Source organism: Nonomuraea rhodomycinica (assembly GCF_013363995.1).
Taxonomy (GTDB): domain Bacteria; phylum Actinomycetota; class Actinomycetes; order Streptosporangiales; family Streptosporangiaceae; genus Nonomuraea; species Nonomuraea rhodomycinica.
This window is the reverse complement of the sequence record NZ_JABWGO010000018.1, coordinates 49000-64732: the sequence shown is the minus strand read 5'-3', so window position 1 is coordinate 64732 and position 15733 is coordinate 49000. Positions and strand designations below refer to the sequence as shown.

Sequence of the window (15733 nt, the reverse complement as noted above, 5' to 3'; positions counted from 1 at the left end):
GAAGAGGTGTGCGGGGTGCGTGAAGGTCATCGGTCGGCCCGCCGTCCGACGGCGTCGCGCAGCGCGTCGGCGAGCAGGTTGAGCGCCAGCACGGTCAGGACGATGCAGCCGCCGACCGGGTAGATCAGCCACCAGTAGTCGGCGGAGATGTAGGTGACGCCGCTGGCCAGCTGGCTGCCCCAGTCGGCGGTGGGGTAGGTCAGGCCGAAGCCCAGGAAGCCCAGCGCGGCGACGACCAGGACGGCGTCGGCGACCTGGAAGGTGATGTTGACGATGATGACGCCGAGCGCGTTCGGGATCAGGTGGGTGAGGATCGTCCGCCGGCGGGAGGCGCCCATCAGCTTGGCGGCCAGCACGAACTCCCTCACCCGCAGGGTCAGCACCTCGCCGCGCACCAGCCGGGCGGAGACGAGCCAGGAGAAGCCGCCGATGACCAGGCTCAGTGACAGCGCGTCGGCGTGGAAGCGGGCCGACAGGATCAGCACGAAGAACAGGAACGGGATCGACAGCATGACGTCGACCAGCCGCATCATGAACCCGTCGACCACGCCTCCGGCCAGCCCCGCCACGGCCCCGTAGACGGTGCCGATCGTGGTGGCGAAGAGCGCGGCCAGCAGCCCGATCCGCAGCGACACCTGGCCGCCCGACATCAGCCGCCCGAGCACGTCGAAGCCGTTGCCGTCGGTCCCGAGCGGGTGGCCGGAGCCGGGCGGCAGGGCCGCGTTGAGGAGGTCCACGTCGGTCTGGTTGGTCGGGTGGAACAGCGGCCCGAGGAAGCAGAACGCGATGATGAGCAGCAGGAGCAGCCCGCCGGCCACGCCGAGCGGATGCCGGCGCAGCCCGTGCAGGACCGACCGGATCGAGCCCGGTTCGCGCTCCGCCCACGTCTCGGCCTCGGGGGACGGAGCGGAGGTCACCTCTGGTGCGGTCATGCGCCGAGCTCGATTCGCCGGTCGGCGGCCGCCACCACGACGTCGGCGACGAAGTTGCCGGCCACGGTCAGCACGCCGCCGATGAGGGTGTAGGCCAGGAGCACCGGGTAGTCCTCGCGCTGCAGGCTGTTGAGGAACAGCAGGCCCAGGCCGGGATAGTTGAAGAGCGACTCGACGATCAGGTTGCCCGCCAGCAGCGTCGGGACGAGCGTGCCGACCAGCATGACCAGCGGCAGGCAGGCGTTGCGCAGCAGGTGGCGGGTGAGGATCAGCCGTTCCGGCAGGCCCTTGGCCCGCGCGACCCGGATGTAGTCCTGGCCGAGCTGGTCGAGGGCGGCGGACCGCTGGTACTGCGCGAAGACCGCGATGCTCGTGACGGCGAGCGTGATGACCGGCAGCGCCATCGCCCGCGGATCGGTGAAGACGACCCACGGCGAGTGCGACTGCGACGCCTCCGCCGGGAAGATCGGGATCGTCTGGCTGAAGACGGCGATCAGCAGCAGCCCGAGCAGGAACGACGGCGTCGCGTACAGCACGTACGACGCCGCGGTGGCGACCCGGTCGACGACGCTGTTGCGCCGCACCGCCTGCAGGATGCCGAGCGGGACCGCGATCAGCAGCGCCAGCACCAGCCCGGCCAGCGACACCATCGCGCTGCGGCCGGCGTTGCGCGCCAGCAGCGTGCCCACGTCCTCGTTCAGCTTGTACGACCGGCCCAGGTCCCCCTGGAGCAGCCGGCCGAGGTAGCCGACGTACTGCGCGACGACCGGGCGGTCGAAGCCGTGCTCCCGGTTGAAGTCCGCCACGGCCTCCGGCGAGGCGCGCTGCCCGAGGACGACGCGCCCCGGGCTGTCCGACACCAGGTGCAGCATGAGGAAGACGACGGCGGAGATCCCGAGCAGGACGAGGAGCGAGACCGCCAGACGGCGGAGCACGTACCAGGTCATGAGCGCGACTCCTCTCGGCCCAGTGGGTGGTGGCAGGCGACGTGATGGGTGCCGGTGACCGGCGTCAAGGGGGGCTCCTCCTGGCCGCACAACGCGGTCGCCAGCGCGCACCGGGTGCGGAACCGGCAGCCGCTGGGCGGGTCCACGGGGCTGGGCGGCTCGCCGCGCACCCTCGCGGCCGCGGGGGCGCGCGGCGCCCCGGGGTCGGCTTCGGGGATCGCGGCCAGCAGCCCCGCGGTGTAGGGGTGCGCGGCTGAGCCGTACACCTCGTCGGTGGTGCCGGTCTCGACCAGTTTGCCCAGGTACATGACGCCGACGCGGTCGGCCAGGTACCGCACCACCGCGAGGTCGTGCGAGATCACCACGCTGCTGAGCCCGCGTTCGAGCTGGACGCGGCGCATCAGGTTGAGGACCTGCGAGCGGATGGAGACGTCCAGAGCGCTGACCGGCTCGTCGGCGACCAGCACCTTCGGGTCGAGGGCGAGCGCGCGGGCCAGGCCCACCCGCTGCCGCTGCCCGCCGGACAGCTCGTGGGGATAGCGCTCCAGCACGCTCGCCGGCAGGCCCACGTCCCGCAGCAGCTCGCGGGCGCGGGCGGTGCGCTGCGCGCGGGTGCCGACGCCCTGGATGGCCAGCGGCTCGCGCAGGATCGCGCCGATGCGCATGCGGGGGTCGAGGGAGGCGTTGGAGTCCTGGAACATCATCTGCAGCTCGGTGCGGCGGGGCCCCAGCGCGCGGGCGCTCATCCGGGTGACCGGCTCGCCGTCGAAGATCACCTCGCCGGAGGTGGGCCGGTCGAGGGCGACGAGCATGCGGCCCAGCGAGGACTTGCCGCAGCCCGACTCGCCGACGAGGCCGAAGGTCTCCCCGGCCGCCACCTCGAAGCTCACGCCCGAGACCGCCTTGACGGTGCGGCGTCCGCCGAACAGGCCCGCGCCGCCCGCCGGGTGCTCGCGCCGGAGGTCGACCACGCGCAGGCGCGGCCCCGATGCCGTTGACCCTGATCCGGCCAGCTCCGATGCCGTTGGCCGCGATCCTGTCGGCTCCGATGCCGTTGGTCCCGAACCTGTTGGCTCCGATCCGGCCGGCGCCGGGACGACCAGCCGCGCACGGGTTCTGGCGGCCGGGCCCTCGGCGGGATGCCAGCAGGCGTGGACGTGGCCGCCGGCCTCGGTCACGGGCGGCGGGAGCTCCGCGCGGCACCGGTCGGTCGCGCCGGCGCAGCGCGGCGCGAACGGGCACCCCGCCCGCACCACGGTCAGGTCCGGCGGCGCCCCGGGAATGCTGAACAGCTCCTCGCCGCGGTCCTGCGTGAGCGACGGGATCGAGGAGAGCAGCGCCTGGGTGTAGCGGTGCCGCGTCCGGGCGAACAACTCGGACGTCGGCCCGGTCTCGGCCACCCGCCCGGCGTACATCACCCCGACGCGGTCGGCATGGCGGGCGATCACCCCCATGTCGTGGGTGACCAGGATCATCGACATGCCGAGCCGGGACCTGAGGTCGTCGAGGAGGTCGAGGATCTCCGCCTGGACGGTGACGTCGAGCGCCGTCGTCGGCTCATCGGCGATGACCAGCCGGGGCTCGCAGACCAGCGCCATCGCGATCATCACGCGCTGCCGCATGCCGCCGGAGAGCTGGTGCGGGAAGTCGTCCAGCCGCTCGGCCGGCCGCGGCAACCCCACGAGGGCCAGCATCTCCTCGGCGCGGGCGCGCGCCTCCCGCTTCGAGGCGCCGCGGTGCAGCCGCACCGGCTCGGCGACCTGCTCGCCGATGCGCTTGGTCGGGTTCAGCGCGGTCATCGAGTCCTGGAAGACCATCGCCACGTCGTTGCCCCTGATCGCGCGGTACCGCGCGGCGGGCAGCCCCACGAGCTCCCTGCCGTCCAGGTCGATGGAGCCGGCCGTGATCCGGCCACCGGCCGGCAGCATGCCCATGATCGCCAGACCGGTCATCGACTTGCCGGACCCGGTCTCGCCGACGATCCCCAGCGTCTCGCCCCGGTCGAGCGCCAGGCTGACGCCGCGGACGGGGCGGACGATCCGATCGCCCCGCCGGATCTCGACCGACAGGTCACGGATCGTCAGCAGACGGCCGCCATCCGTGTTCGCGGAGCCGTCGGCCGTGCTCAAGGCAGTGCTCAAGGCGGCACTCTCCCAATCCATTGGACGATAGTGGGACCCGGTCCCCTGGTGGTGTTCGTCGCGTCGATCGAAGCTCGAAGCCCGCGTTCGTCCGTCGCGACGAACTGATCGCCGAGTGCCGTCGCGGCGCGGCGGGAACCTCGACCGGTCAGGGTTTCAGGACGGCACCCGCCGGTCGGCCCGGCCGGTGTGCAGGTAGCGGGCCCGCCCCTGCCCGTCGTCCCCGAGGAAGGCGAGCGGCGCGCGGACGCCCCCGTCGGGTTCAGCCGGGAGCACCGAGTCGCCGCGCCAGGCGACCAGTTCGGTGCGGTACGGCGCCGCGCCCAGGCCGGCGGTGACGCCGAGGGGGGTCCGGTCCAGCCACAGCCGCCCATCAGCGTCCTGGCTCACCGTGGTCCGCGAGGTGCTCGACAGGTAGGTGCCGGCGTAGCGGGCGGCGTCCAGCGGGGGCGCGGCCGGGTCCGGCCGGGGCGCCTCGCCCGGCTCGACCCCGGCGAGCTCCCCGAGCACGCGCCCGGCGAGCTCGCGGAAGACCGGCTTCGGGCAGCCGCCGTTGGTGAGGATCACCAGTGCCACGTCCCGCTCCGGGACCACCCGCAGGAACGCCGACTGACCGATGGTGTTGCCGTCGTGGCCGAAGACCGCCCGGTCGGGGCGGTGGAAGAGCTCCCAGCCGAGACCCCAGCCGGTGCCCTGGTCGAGGTCCGGCTGCGCGACCTGCGGCTGCCGCATGGCCAGGACGCTCTCCTGGCTGAGCACCGCCCGGCCGTCCGGACCCAGGCCCCCCGCCAGGTGCATGCGGGCGAAGGCCAGCAGGTCGCGGGCGCGCATCGCCAGCATCGAGCCGGCCGGCGCGTTCGACCGGGCCAGGGCCCAGACGCGGGTGGGTTCGAACGGGCCTCCGGGCTCCCGCTCGACGTGCCCCACCGCTGTGCGGTGGAGGATCGCGTCGTACGGGTCGTTCGCGGCGTGCGTCAGCCCCAGGGGCTCGAACAGGTGCGCCCGCACGCAGTCGTCGAACGGCCTGCCCCGGACGACCTCGACGATCCGGCCCAGCACGCAGAAGCCGGCGTTGTTGTAGGAGAACAGCTCCCCGGGCTCGAACAACTGCGGGACATCGCGCAGCAGGCCGACGTACTTCTCCAGGCAGTCGTCGCCCTTGCCGGTGTCGGTGAAGACGTCGCCTTCGAAGCCCGCGACGTGGCACATGAGCTGCCGTACGGTGATCCGTCCGGCCGCGTCGTCGTCGGCGAGCCGGAACCCGGGGAGGTAGGCCCGCACGGGAGCGTCCAGGTGCAGCGCACCCTCGTCCACCAGCTGCATCGCCAGCGTCGTGGTCAGGACCTTCGTGATCGAGCCGATCTGGAACAGCGAGTCGGCCGTGGCCTCGACGCCCGTGACGGTGTTGAGCAGCCCGGCCGCGGCGTCGACCGTCGCGTCACCGGCGCAGAGCGCCACCGCCGCCCCCGGCACCTGGTTCTCCGCGAGCAGATCCGGCAGCCGGCGCCGCAGCCACGCAGCGATCTCATCCACTTTCGACACCGGTATCCCCTTCTGGCTCCGTTTCCGGGGGAGCTTAGGGGCGGCGGACAGGGCGGTGTTCGTCAGCTTCCACCACTGGCGGCCCACCCGTTCGTGGGCTCGGCCAAAGGCCGTCCGGACCGATCGGGCGAGGACCGGGCTGTGCGGCTCTCGCAGCCCGGCGCCCACGCGCGGAGCGCGCACCACGAGACCGCACTGCGCGGCTACCGCACCGGGTGGCCCGCCGTGCGGAGCGTCTCCTTCACGTCGGCGATCTTGAGGCCCGCCGTGTTGAGCGAGACCTTGTCGGCCCCCGCCCGCAGCAGCCGGTCCACGTCGTCCACCGAGCGGATGCCGCCGCTCACGGTCAGCGGGATGAACACCTGCTCGGCGGTTCGCCCGCGTCGCGCAAATTGGCGAAGTTGGCGCCCTTGACCACCCGGCCGGCGTCGACGTCCAGGCAGGGGATCACCCTGACGGCCACGGTCATGCGCGCATCGCCTCAATCTCGATCTCGACCAGCATGCGCGGGTCCACCAGGCCGGCGACCCGCACGCCCGTGCAGGCGGGACGGACCTCGCCGTCGATCGTGGCGGTGCAGCCCGACACGGCGCGCGGGCATCCATGCGGGAGGGGCGTGGGATGGTCATCGGGAGAGCCACCGGGGTCGCTTCGCCGCTGTTCAAGAAGAGGCGCGCTGCTTGTGGCCGGCAGGCGTGTCGATCCCTGCATACCTGGCGGAGGCAGCCGAGCGGCTGAACGCCGGACATCCTCAGCCGCCGCACTTGGGTGCCTTGCTTGATTCCCGGCGCGGCGACCGCGGGCTGATCAGCTTAGGCCACAGCGTCACCACGGCGTGGACGTCTGGAGCCTGACCAGCGAGCCCATCGTCGTGCACCGTATCCCGGGCCCGGCCGGACCGCTGTACGAGTGCGGCAGCAACGGCACCCACCGTCTGCACACCGCGCGTCTGCTCGGGCTGCCGGCCGTCTGGGTGGAGGTGAGGCAGCGGGCACTCACCTCGTGGGCGGCGCCCTACGAGCTCGGAGCCGTCGAGGATGGGGAGGTCGACACGGTGCCGGCGGGCTGGGGCGGACTGCTGGCGCGAGGCCTGGTCATCGGGCCCATGACCGAACCTACCCTGGCGTCCTGTCCCAACGCGGGATACCAGCCACTGCTTGGGTGGGTTCCCGAATGTGAGCTGACTGGCTTACCAGCACGCCGTGATCAATACGTGCAGGTCCCTGGAAGGACCGGCTGGGCCGTCGCCGGCGAGCGGTTCGTACAAGACCGGGCCGGGGCGCGCCGATGAGACTGCGGGCATGAGCGAGAACACCTTCACTCCCGCCCTGGGCCGTTTCGCCCCCACCCGGTTCTACGATCACGTGATCGCGCTGACGCGCGAGCGTCTGTGGCGGGCCCTGGCCGCCATGCACGTGGCGCCGCGGCCCGACGATGTGATCGTCGACGTGGGCTGCGGCACCGGCTCGCTGGCGTTGCTGCTGGCCCGGGTGGAGCCGCGGGCCCGGATCGTCGGCGTGGACCCCGATCCCGAGGTGCTGGCCGCGGCGCGGCGCAAGGCCGACGCCGCCGGCGCGGTGGTGCGCTGGCAGGCCGGCATGGGGGATGAGCTGGTGGAGTCGCTGGGCGCGGAGTCGGCGGACACCGTCGTGTCCAGCCTCGTGCTCCACCAGTGCCCGGTCCCGGTGAAGCGGGCGGTGCTCGCCTCGATGGCCGCGGTGCTGCGGCCGGGCGGGAAGCTGGTGATCGCCGACTACGGATGGCAGCGGACGCCGCTGATGCGCCTGGCGTTCGGGATCGTGCAGCTCGCGGACGGCAAGCAGGACACCCAGCCCAACGCCGACGGCGCCCTCCCGGGCCTGATCTCGGCCGCCGGGTTCCGCGACGTGCGCGAGGCCGAGGTGGTGCCCACGGCCACCGGCTCGATCTCGGTCTACGTCGCGCGCCGGGACTGACCGCGCAGATGCAGCAGCACGGCCGCGGGGGTGAGGCCCATCATCTCGCGCATCTGCCGGGTGAGGTGCGCCTGGTCGGTGAAGCCCGCCACGATCGCCGCGTCGGCCGGCGGCCGGCCCGCGCGCATCGCCTCGGCCGCCCGGCGCAGCCGCGCCCACACCCGCCAGCGCGTCAGCGGCATGCCCACCTGACGCCGCGCCAGGGCGCGCAGCCGCTGGGGTGAGAGCCCGACCGCCGCGGCCAGGTCCGGCATCGGGACACTGCGCTCGCTCAGCGTGTTCAGCGCCTCCACCAGGCGGGGGTCGAGCTCGGCGGACGGGCGCACGCCCGCCCGGCCGAGGTCTTCCTCGCGCAGGTCGCGCAGCTCGGGGACGGCGGCGATGCCGTCGCCGCAGCGCCCGCGCAGCCGGTCGGCGAACACGCAGTGCGGCTCGACGAAGAAGGTGAGCAGGTCGGCCGCCGCGAGCATGCGGTGCCGCGCCATCGGCGGCACGACCAGCGCCACACCCCGATGAGGGGTGTCCCGCTCGTCCACCAGGGCCACCTCGCCGTCCACCGCGATGGCGATCTGGAAGGCGGCATGACGGTGGAACGCGCCGCCCGCCGCCGGGCCCCGATACACCGCGTAGCCCTCGCCGACGGCGAAGCGCGGCATCTCCGTCCCGGCGTTCACCACCAGCGATGGTGCCAAACGGGCCGGGCGGCGGCAACGGCGGCCCGCCGGTGACGGCGACCCCGTCACCGGCGGGCCGACCGGGTCACACCCCGAACGCGGCCGGGTAGCGGATGGTGCCCGACGGCACGGGCCGGTCCGGGTCGAGGACGAGCGCCATCATGTACTTGTCCTCGACGTCGAACGGCGGCCGGATGCCGTGACCGGAGGCCGGGGTGAACCCGAAACGCGGGTAGTACTCGGCGTGGCCCAGCACGAGCACGAGGCCCTCGCCCTGCTCCCGGGCGGCGTCGAGCGCGGCGCGGATGGCGGCCGACCCGGCGCCGTGACGCTGGTGCTCGGGCAGGACGGCGCACGGGCCCAGGGTGAGCGCGGGAGCGCCGTCGACGTGGCAGCGGGTGAGCAGCGCGAACCCGGCGACGGCGCCGCCGGGCTCCTGGGAGACCCACGACAGGCCGGGGATCCACGCCTGCGGGTCGGCGCGCAGGGCCTCGACCAGGTCGGCCTCGTGGGAGGTGGGGAAGGCGGCGAGGTTGACCGCGCGGATCAGGTCGACGTCGGCGGCGGTCTCGGGGCGGGTGATCCAGTTCATGGTGGTGTTCGGGTCCGTTTCTGTGGAGGCGTTCGGGTGCAGGCCGGGCTGGGCGTCGCTCATGACTGCCGGTCCCGGAACCTGTAGGTCGCGCGCAGATGGCTGGTGATGGCCTTCTGCCGGTTGGTGCGCTCGCCGCGCAGCCGGGCGTCGGTGCGCGAGGCCGCGTACGCGTTCTCGCGTTGCAGCTTGCGGTAGTTGTCGAGGCGGCGCCGGGTCAGCTCGCCCGCCTGGATGGCGGCCTGCACCGCGCAGCCGGGCTCGGTGCCGTGGGAGCAGTCGCCGAAGCGGCAGTCCCGGGCGAGGCCTTCGATGTCGGAGAAGACCTGTTCCAGTCCGTCGGCGGCGTCGTACAGGCTGATCCCGCGCAGGCCCGGCGTGTCGATGAGGACACCGCCGCCGGGAAGGGGGACCAGCTCCCGGCGGACGGTGGTGTGGCGCCCCTTGCCGTCCTGCGCCCGCACCGCGCCGGTGGCCAGGAGCTCGTCGCCGAGCAGCGCGTTGCCGAGGCTGGACTTGCCCGCGCCCGACGAGCCGAGCAGGACCGTGGTGCCGCTCAGCAGCGCGGTCAGCACGTCGATGTTCTGACCGGTGGTCACGCTGGTGACCAGGATGTCCACGCCCGGCGCCAGCGCGGCCGCCTCGGCCTGGACGGCGGCCGGGTCGGGGGCCACGTCCGCCTTGGTCAGGACGATCAGCGGCCTGGCGCCGCTGTCCCAGGCCAGGGCCAGCAGCCGTTCGAGCCGGGCCGCGTCCAGCCGGGCGGCCAGCGAGACGGCCAGGACGACGGTGTCGACGTTGGCGGCCAGCACCTGCCCGTGGGAGGAGCGGGAGGCGGACGAGCGCACGATCGCGCTCCGGCGCGGCAGCAGGGCCACCAGCCGCGGCTCGCGGCCCGGGAGCAGCGCGGCCCAGTCGCCGGTGCAGGGCGCGAGGAGCGGGTCGGGGGAGTGGGGCGCCGTGAGAGCGGCCCGCACCGGGCCGGACTCGGTGACCGCGTCGCACAGGCCGCGGTCCACCCGCGCGATCCGGGCCGGGACCAGGCCGGCCGCGCGGTGTTCGGCGAAGGCGTTGTCGAGTGTCTCCGTCCAGCCGTACCGGGACAGGCCGGAGCCGGACGGGTCCGTGAAGGGGGATGGATCAGTGAAGTGATGGGTCAACGTGAGACACCTTGCGGGAAGGGGCCCCGACGAGACGCAGCCGCCACCTCGCGTGCGCAGCCGGACGGCTACGGCGAGGGCAGGAGATGGGTCAGACCGGGGCCCGGGACGTGAGGAATGTCCGGGCGCTGCGCGGGGCAGCGGTCTTCACCGCGGTCATCAAGCCTCACCTCCCTCTCATCCGGTACTGCACCACCAAACGGGCAGCAGCATAGCAGGTCCTCTTCCGCGGATCACCTCAGTCCGGCGAAGAGGTCGTCCTCGGGAAGCGTGACGGGCACGTGGGAGCGGGCCAGGTAGTAGTCCTCGGTGGGCCACGCCTCGCGTTCGACGTCGCGGTCGTGCAGCATGAACCCGGCGTCCGGGTCGACCTGGGTGGCGTGCGCGAGCAGCGCCCGGTCCCTGACCGGGAAGTAGTCCGCGCAGGAGACGCGCGTGGAGAACTCGGGGGCGGGGGCGTCGGCCGGGAACTCCGCGAGCACCTCCCGCATGGGCGATGCGAGGCCGCGCGCGATCAGGGCGTCGTGCAGGGTCTGGAACCACGCCCTGGACAGGGCGCCGTGGTAGTAGAGCTTGGCCGGCCGCCAGGGCGGGCCCGCCTCGGGATGACGGCCGGCGTCGCCGGCCGCGTCGAAGGCGGCCACGGTGACCAGGTGGGTCTGGATGTGGTCGGGGTGGGGGTAGCCGCCGGTCTCGTCGTAGGTGACGACCACGTGCGGCCGGAAGGCGCGGATCGAGGCCACCAGCCGGCCGGCCGCCTCCTCCACCGGCTGCCGGGCGAAGCAGCCGTCGGGCAGCGGCTCGCCGTCCGCCGGCAGCCCGGAGTCGACGAACCCCAGGAACTCCTGCCGCACGCCCAGGATCCGGCGGGCGGCGGCCATCTCGGCGCGGCGGATCCGGGCGAGGTCCTCCCGCACGCCGGGCCGGTCCATGGCGGGGTTGAGCACGTCGCCGCGTTCGCCGCCGGTGCACGTGACGACCAGGACGTCCACGCCCTCGGCGGCGTACCTGGCCAGCGTGGCGGCGCCCTTGCTCGACTCGTCGTCGGGGTGGGCGTGCACGCTCATCAGGCGAAGGGGTTCGCCCGGGGTGACGCGCAGGTTCATGCGGACTCCTCTCCTCCGGTACGCCGCAAAACATATGACTGACCTAAAAATATGTCAACCACGATTTTGTGCTCGTACCAGGGGAGGGCGTCAGGCGGGGAGCAGGCCGTGGACCTTCGCCAGGAGTTCCAGGGAGCGCAGCCACGCCCTCCGGTCGGGGGCCACGGAGACGACGATCAGCTCGTCCGCCTGGGCGTGGCCGGCGAACCGGTCGAGGTAGTCCTCCACCTCCTGCGGGTCGCCGACCGCGGAGTACTGGGTCATCTGCGCGATCTGCCGCCCGGCGGGGGAGTCGAGGACGGCGTCGGCCTCCTGCGCCGTGAGGGTGCGGCCGGGCGTGAGGAACCGGGCGGCCCTGAGGCGCTTGGCCGCCAGGAACTGCTCCTGCGCCTCCTCCGTGGTGCCGGCCGCGACGACGTTGACGCCGGCGATCACGTAGGGCCGCTCCAGCTGCGCTGACGGCTTGAACTCGCGCCGGTACACGGCGACCGCCTCCTCCAGCGCGGCCGGCGCGAAGTGCGAAGCGAAGGCGTACGGCAGCCCCAGCGCGGCGGCCAGCGTGGCCCCGAACAGCGAGGAGCCCAGGATGTACAGCGGCACGTCGGTGCCCTTGCCCGGCGTCGCGTCCACGCCCGGGATGCGGGAGTGGCCGGTCAGGTAGCCCTGCAGCTCCAGGACGTCCTCCGGGAAGGCGTCGGCGGAGGCCGGGGCGCGGCGCAGGGCCCGCAGGGTCTTCTGGTCGCTGCCGGGCGCCCGGCCGAGCCCGAGGTCGATGCGGCCGGGGTGCAGGGTCTCGAGGGTCCCGTACTGCTCGGCGATGGTCAGCGGCGAGTGGTTGGGCAGCATGACGCCGCCCGCGCCGAGCCGGATCGTGCGGGTGTGCGCGGCGACGTGGGCGATGAGGACGCTGGTCGCCGAGGACGCGATGGACGGCATGTTGTGGTGCTCGGCGTACCAGACGCGCCGGTAGCCCCACTCCTCGGCGCGCTGGGCCAGCTCCACGCTGGCGCTCAGGCTGTCGGCCGCGGTCTCCCCTTCACCGATGTGGGCCAGGTCGAGGATGGAGAGGGGAAGAGCCATGGGGGACAAGCCTTTCGTCGGTCCGTGTTCGTGGCAGGCTGTGCGGCCGCCGCTGCGCGACCATCGCTGTGCAACCACCGCGGGCCCAGGGATATTTCGGGCGGGAGGCGTCAGCCCAGGTCGGCGAGCAGCCGCCCGCTCCGGCCGGCCCAGTGCTCCAGCCCGTGGCGCAGGTGCGTCTCGTGCGCCTGCCGGGCGTGGGCGCGCGCCCGCTCCGTCTCGCCCATGGCCCGGGCCAGCTCCGCCAGCACCAGGTGCATGGAGCCCCACCCGGCCGCGCCCATGCCGCTGACGACCAGCCGCCCGGCGTACGGCGCGAGCCGGGCGTACAGGTCCGCCGGATCCGGGACGCCCAGCCGGGCGGCCACGTACCCCCACACGACGGTCAGGAACTCCGTGGACCAGTCGTGGCGTACCTCGGCCCCCCAGCGGGCGACCAGCTCACGCGCCGGCGCGTGGCCGTCCGCCTCGATCGCGGCCAGCACCGCCACGGGCCGCAGCGGCACCATGTCGGGACGGCCCGCCCGCGACACCAGCCCGCCGGCGAGCTCGCCCGCCCTTCCCTGAGCCCAGCGGCAGGTGAACAGGGTGATCAGGCCCGGGAAGTCGGGCGCCCACATGCTGGAGCCGTCCAGCAGCGCGGTGAACTCCCCGGCGAGCCGTTCGGCCTCCTCCCACCGGCCCTGGAGGGTGCGGCCGGCGGCCTCGGCGATGCGCACCATCGCCTCCGGCTCGGGGCGGCGCACCTCGCCCAGCAGGCGTTCGCAGCGCGCGAGGTCGCGCTCCCACTCGCCCAGCTCACCGTCCCTCAGCAGGTGCGCCATCCGGAACACCCGCGCCACGACCTCCGCGCCGGCCGGCAGGCCGGGCACGGCCAGCATCTCCTCGGCGGCGCTCCTGCGCTCCCGCTCCCGTTCGGGCACCCAGGAGGCGATCACGTAGTTGTTCAGCACCCGCGTCAGCAGGGCGGGATCGCCGGCACGGCGGGCGATGGCGACGGCTTCGGCGGCCCGCCGCTCGCCCTCGGCCCGCCGCGTGCCCGTGTAGTACAGCTCGACGCCGAGTGTGCCGAGCAGCGCGGCGCGGTCACGGTCGTCGAGCGGCTCGTCCAGCAGGCCCTCCACCAGGGCCGCCAGGCGCTCGTCGGACTCACCGTAGGAGCGCCAGTTCCACACCGCGACCTCGCCGAAGACGACGATCGCCGAGACCAGCGCCGCCCTGTCACCGAGATCGGCGGCGATCCGGATCGCCTCGTCCAGCGCCGTCCGCGCCCCTTCCACGTCGCCCACGGCCCGCAGCGCCCGCCCGAGCCCGATGAGCAGCTCGTGGCGGCGGCGCGGGTCCGCCCCGTCCAGCGCCTCCAGCACGTCCAGCGCGTCGAGCGCGCGCCGCCAGAAGCCGACCGCCTCGTCGTAGGCGTGCCGCTCGGCCGATCGGCGCGCGGCCCGGACCGCGTGGCCGACCGCCTTGGCCGCCCCGCCGGTCCGGGAGGCCGCGCCGAAGTGGTGGGCCAGCACGGACGCCTCCACGCCGGCGAACGCCTCCAGCGCCTCGCCGGCCCGCAGGTGCAGCCGGGTCCTGCCGAGCCGGCCCAGCTCGGCGTACAGGGCGTCCCTGACCAGGGCGTGGGAGAAGCGGTAGTCGAAGCCGTCGGGCAGCTCGGCCAGCAGTCCGCTGGCCACGGCGGGTTCGAGCAGCGCCATGACCTCCTCGGGCGGCAGCGCGCCCACCGCCGCCAGCGCGTCGAAGCTCACCTCGCGGCCGAGGACGGCGGCACAGCGCAGCAGGTCCTGGGTCGGCTCGGGCAGGCGCGCCACCCGGCGCCCGATGACCTCGCGCACCCCGGCCGGGACGCCCAGCGACGCGGCGTCCAGCCGGTGCTCGCTGTCCAGCAGGCGGAGCAGCTCGGTCAGGAAGAACGGGTTGCCGCCGGTCCTGTCGTGCAGCACGGCGGCGAGCGCGGGGTCGGTGAGCTCGCGCCGGGCGAGGTAGGCGGAGACCTCCTCCCGGGTGAAGGGCGCCGGCGTCAGGCGGTCGGTGCCGGGCTCCCGGACCAGCCGGCCGAGCGTGTCGCGCAGCTGCTCGGGCTCGCCTCCCGGCTCCGGTCGCAGCGTCGCCAGGACGAGGACCGGGGCGCGGTGCAGGTGCCCGGCCAGGAAGGCGAGCAGCCGCAGGGACGAGGCGTCGGCCCAGTGCAGGTCGTCCAGCACGACCAGCCGGGGTTCGCCGGACGCGGTCAGCTCCCGCAGGACCCGCTCGTGCAGCCCGAACAGCGCCGTGTCGGGGTCGCCGCCGCCGGTGCCCGGCTCGCCGCTCAGCAGGCGCAGCGCGCCGGTCGTGTCCTGCCCGAAGGCGCCCAGGACCTGCAGCCACGGCCAGAACGCCGGCGCGCCGGTGTCCTCGGCGCAGCGCCCCCACGCGGTGGCCAGCCCGCGGGCCTCGGCCTCGTCGGCCGCGGCCTGGGCGAGGCGGGTCTTGCCGATGCCGGCATCGCCCGTGACCAGCAGGACACCGCCCCGGCCGCGCCGGGTCGCCGCCAGGCGCTCCGTGATGAGGCGCAGCGGCTCCTCGCGGGCGATGAGGCCGTCCGCCGGCTGCGGCGGGGCGGGGGCCGGCTCGCGCACCTCGACCCGGGCCGGTCCGGGTACGGCCGCGGCCAGCTCGGGGGACTGGGCGAACACCGCCTGCTCCAGCGTGCGCAGCGCGTCGCCGGGTTCGAGGCCGAGCTCGTCGGCGAGCAGCGCCCGGACCCTGCGCAGCGCCGCGAGCGCGTCGGCCTGGCGCCCGGCGCGGTAGAGGGCGAGCACCAGCAGCCTCCACGACCGTTCGCGGAACGGCTGCGCCTCCACCAGGCGCTCCAGGTCGGGGACGCACGCCGCGCCCTCGCCGAGCGCCAGCCGCGCCTCGAACCGGTCCTCCATCGCCGTGGCGCGCAGCTCGCCGAGGCGCGCCACGACCGGCCGGGCGAACCCGTGGCCGGCGAACTCGGCGAGCGGCTCGCCGCGCCAGGCGGCCAGGGCCCGGTCGAGATGGCGCAGCGCCATGGCGTGCTCGCCGAGGCCGAGCGCCCGGCTGCCGTCCTCGGCCCACGTGCTGAACCGGACGAGGTCCACCTGCCCCGGTGCGACGGACAGCAGGTAGCCGGGCTCGCGGGTCACCAGCACCGCCGGCGGCGTGCGGGGCGGCCGGTCCGGCTCCAGCGCCTTGCGCAGCTTGGCGATGTAGACCTGGAGCGATCCCATGGCGCTGGAGGGCGGCTCGCCCGACCACAGCTCGTCGATCAGCCGGTCGAGCGACACGATCCGGCCCGGTTCGAGCGCCAGCATCGCGAGCACCGCACGCTGTTTCCGGGTGCCGAGCTCGACGGGCCGCCCGTGCGCGTCGAGGACCTCCAGCGGGCCGAGCAGGCGAAAGTCCATGGCTCCTCATCGCTCACGTCTGTCCGGCGCACCAGCGTAAGGGGACACCGGCGCGAGAGGAAACGAACCGTCTGTCCGGAATGAGGCGGGTCACCACCACGGCAGGGGGCAGGTCGCCGACAAGTCGCGGACAGCTCCTCCCCAAGTGCCGCGCCGCATCGTGGAGCGGCGACGACAACAGGAGG

12 protein-coding genes and 1 pseudogene are annotated in these 15733 nt (G+C 74.2%); 1 reads left to right on the top strand and 12 read right to left on the bottom strand.

The genetic code is table 11. The features are described 5' to 3' along the window. Positions 1–26: 26 nt before the first annotated feature. From HT134_RS42120 to HT134_RS47400, 6 genes and pseudogenes are all read right to left on the bottom strand, one after another. Entirely contained in the window at positions 27–932 is a 906-nt protein-coding gene (locus HT134_RS42120; protein ID WP_175606108.1) for an ABC transporter permease, read from the bottom strand. Further along, positions 929–1879 carry an ABC transporter permease gene (locus HT134_RS42115; protein ID WP_175606107.1) on the bottom strand — a complete coding sequence of 317 codons (951 nt, stop codon included), beginning with the start codon at positions 1877–1879 and terminating at the stop codon, positions 929–931. The genes HT134_RS42120 and HT134_RS42115 overlap by 4 nt, the downstream gene beginning before the upstream one ends. Continuing rightward, the gene (locus tag HT134_RS42110) at positions 1876–4020 is read right to left on the bottom strand and encodes a dipeptide ABC transporter ATP-binding protein (protein WP_217709014.1); all 2145 of its coding nucleotides are present in this window, start codon (positions 4018–4020) and stop codon (positions 1876–1878) included. The genes HT134_RS42115 and HT134_RS42110 overlap by 4 nt, the downstream gene beginning before the upstream one ends. A gap of 156 nt (positions 4021–4176) precedes the next feature. Then, complete coding sequence (locus HT134_RS42105; RefSeq protein WP_175606105.1) at positions 4177–5562, bottom strand: serine hydrolase domain-containing protein; 1386 nt, start codon at positions 5560–5562, stop codon at positions 4177–4179. Between the two features lie 254 nt (positions 5563–5816). Then, positions 5817–6031, bottom strand: a pseudogene (locus tag HT134_RS42100) (HisA/HisF-related TIM barrel protein); the annotation flags it as partial. Beyond that, a complete protein-coding gene (locus HT134_RS47400; protein ID WP_281387899.1) occupies positions 6028–6150 on the bottom strand; it encodes a RidA family protein in 123 nt (40 codons plus the stop codon). The gene HT134_RS47400 and the pseudogene HT134_RS42100, both read right to left, overlap by 4 nt. Before the next feature lie 713 nt (positions 6151–6863). Here HT134_RS47400 and HT134_RS42090 point away from each other — a divergent pair. Further along, on the top strand, positions 6864–7517 hold the full coding sequence (locus HT134_RS42090) for a class I SAM-dependent methyltransferase (protein ID WP_175606104.1): 654 nt from the start codon (positions 6864–6866) through the stop codon (positions 7515–7517). Here HT134_RS42090 and HT134_RS42085 read toward each other — a convergent pair. The 6 genes from HT134_RS42085 to HT134_RS42060 form a co-directional block, all read right to left on the bottom strand. After that, complete coding sequence (locus HT134_RS42085; protein ID WP_312888857.1) at positions 7496–8191, bottom strand: helix-turn-helix domain-containing protein; 696 nt, start codon at positions 8189–8191, stop codon at positions 7496–7498. The two genes, HT134_RS42090 and HT134_RS42085, sit on opposite strands and share 22 nt — an antisense overlap. An 85-nt stretch (positions 8192–8276) precedes the next feature. Beyond that, positions 8277–8846 carry a GNAT family N-acetyltransferase gene (locus tag HT134_RS42080; RefSeq protein ID WP_217709013.1) on the bottom strand — a complete coding sequence of 190 codons (570 nt, stop codon included), beginning with the start codon at positions 8844–8846 and terminating at the stop codon, positions 8277–8279. Continuing rightward, on the bottom strand, positions 8843–9943 hold the full coding sequence (rsgA, locus tag HT134_RS42075) for a ribosome small subunit-dependent GTPase A (protein ID WP_175606103.1): 1101 nt from the start codon (positions 9941–9943) through the stop codon (positions 8843–8845). The genes HT134_RS42080 and rsgA overlap by 4 nt, the downstream gene beginning before the upstream one ends. A gap of 233 nt (positions 9944–10176) precedes the next feature. Continuing rightward, complete coding sequence (mca, locus tag HT134_RS42070) at positions 10177–11049, bottom strand: mycothiol conjugate amidase Mca (RefSeq protein WP_175606102.1); 873 nt, start codon at positions 11047–11049, stop codon at positions 10177–10179. Between the two features lie 90 nt (positions 11050–11139). Then, positions 11140–12129 (bottom strand): LLM class flavin-dependent oxidoreductase, encoded by a 990-nt coding sequence (locus HT134_RS42065; RefSeq protein ID WP_175606101.1) that lies wholly within the window; start codon positions 12127–12129, stop codon positions 11140–11142. A gap of 110 nt (positions 12130–12239) precedes the next feature. Next, on the bottom strand, positions 12240–15548 hold the full coding sequence (locus HT134_RS42060) for an ATP-binding protein (protein ID WP_175606100.1): 3309 nt from the start codon (positions 15546–15548) through the stop codon (positions 12240–12242). Positions 15549–15733 lie beyond the last annotated feature (185 nt).

What these genes read in the sequence shown, in the direction of transcription:
- HT134_RS42115 (WP_175606107.1), bottom strand. Translation starts at nt 1,879, where the DNA reads ATGACCTGGTACGTGCTCCGCCGTCTGGCGGTCTCGCTCCTCGTCCTG.
- HT134_RS42120 (WP_175606108.1), bottom strand. Translation starts at nt 932, where the DNA reads ATGACCGCACCAGAGGTGACCTCCGCTCCGTCCCCCGAGGCCGAGACG.
- mca (WP_175606102.1), bottom strand. Translation starts at nt 11,049, where the DNA reads ATGAACCTGCGCGTCACCCCGGGCGAACCCCTTCGCCTGATGAGCGTG.
- HT134_RS42060 (WP_175606100.1), bottom strand. Translation starts at nt 15,548, where the DNA reads ATGGACTTTCGCCTGCTCGGCCCGCTGGAGGTCCTCGACGCGCACGGG.
- HT134_RS42090 (WP_175606104.1), top strand. Translation starts at nt 6,864, where the DNA reads ATGAGCGAGAACACCTTCACTCCCGCCCTGGGCCGTTTCGCCCCCACC.
- HT134_RS42080 (WP_217709013.1), bottom strand. Translation starts at nt 8,846, where the DNA reads ATGAGCGACGCCCAGCCCGGCCTGCACCCGAACGCCTCCACAGAAACG.
- HT134_RS42065 (WP_175606101.1), bottom strand. Translation starts at nt 12,129, where the DNA reads ATGGCTCTTCCCCTCTCCATCCTCGACCTGGCCCACATCGGTGAAGGG.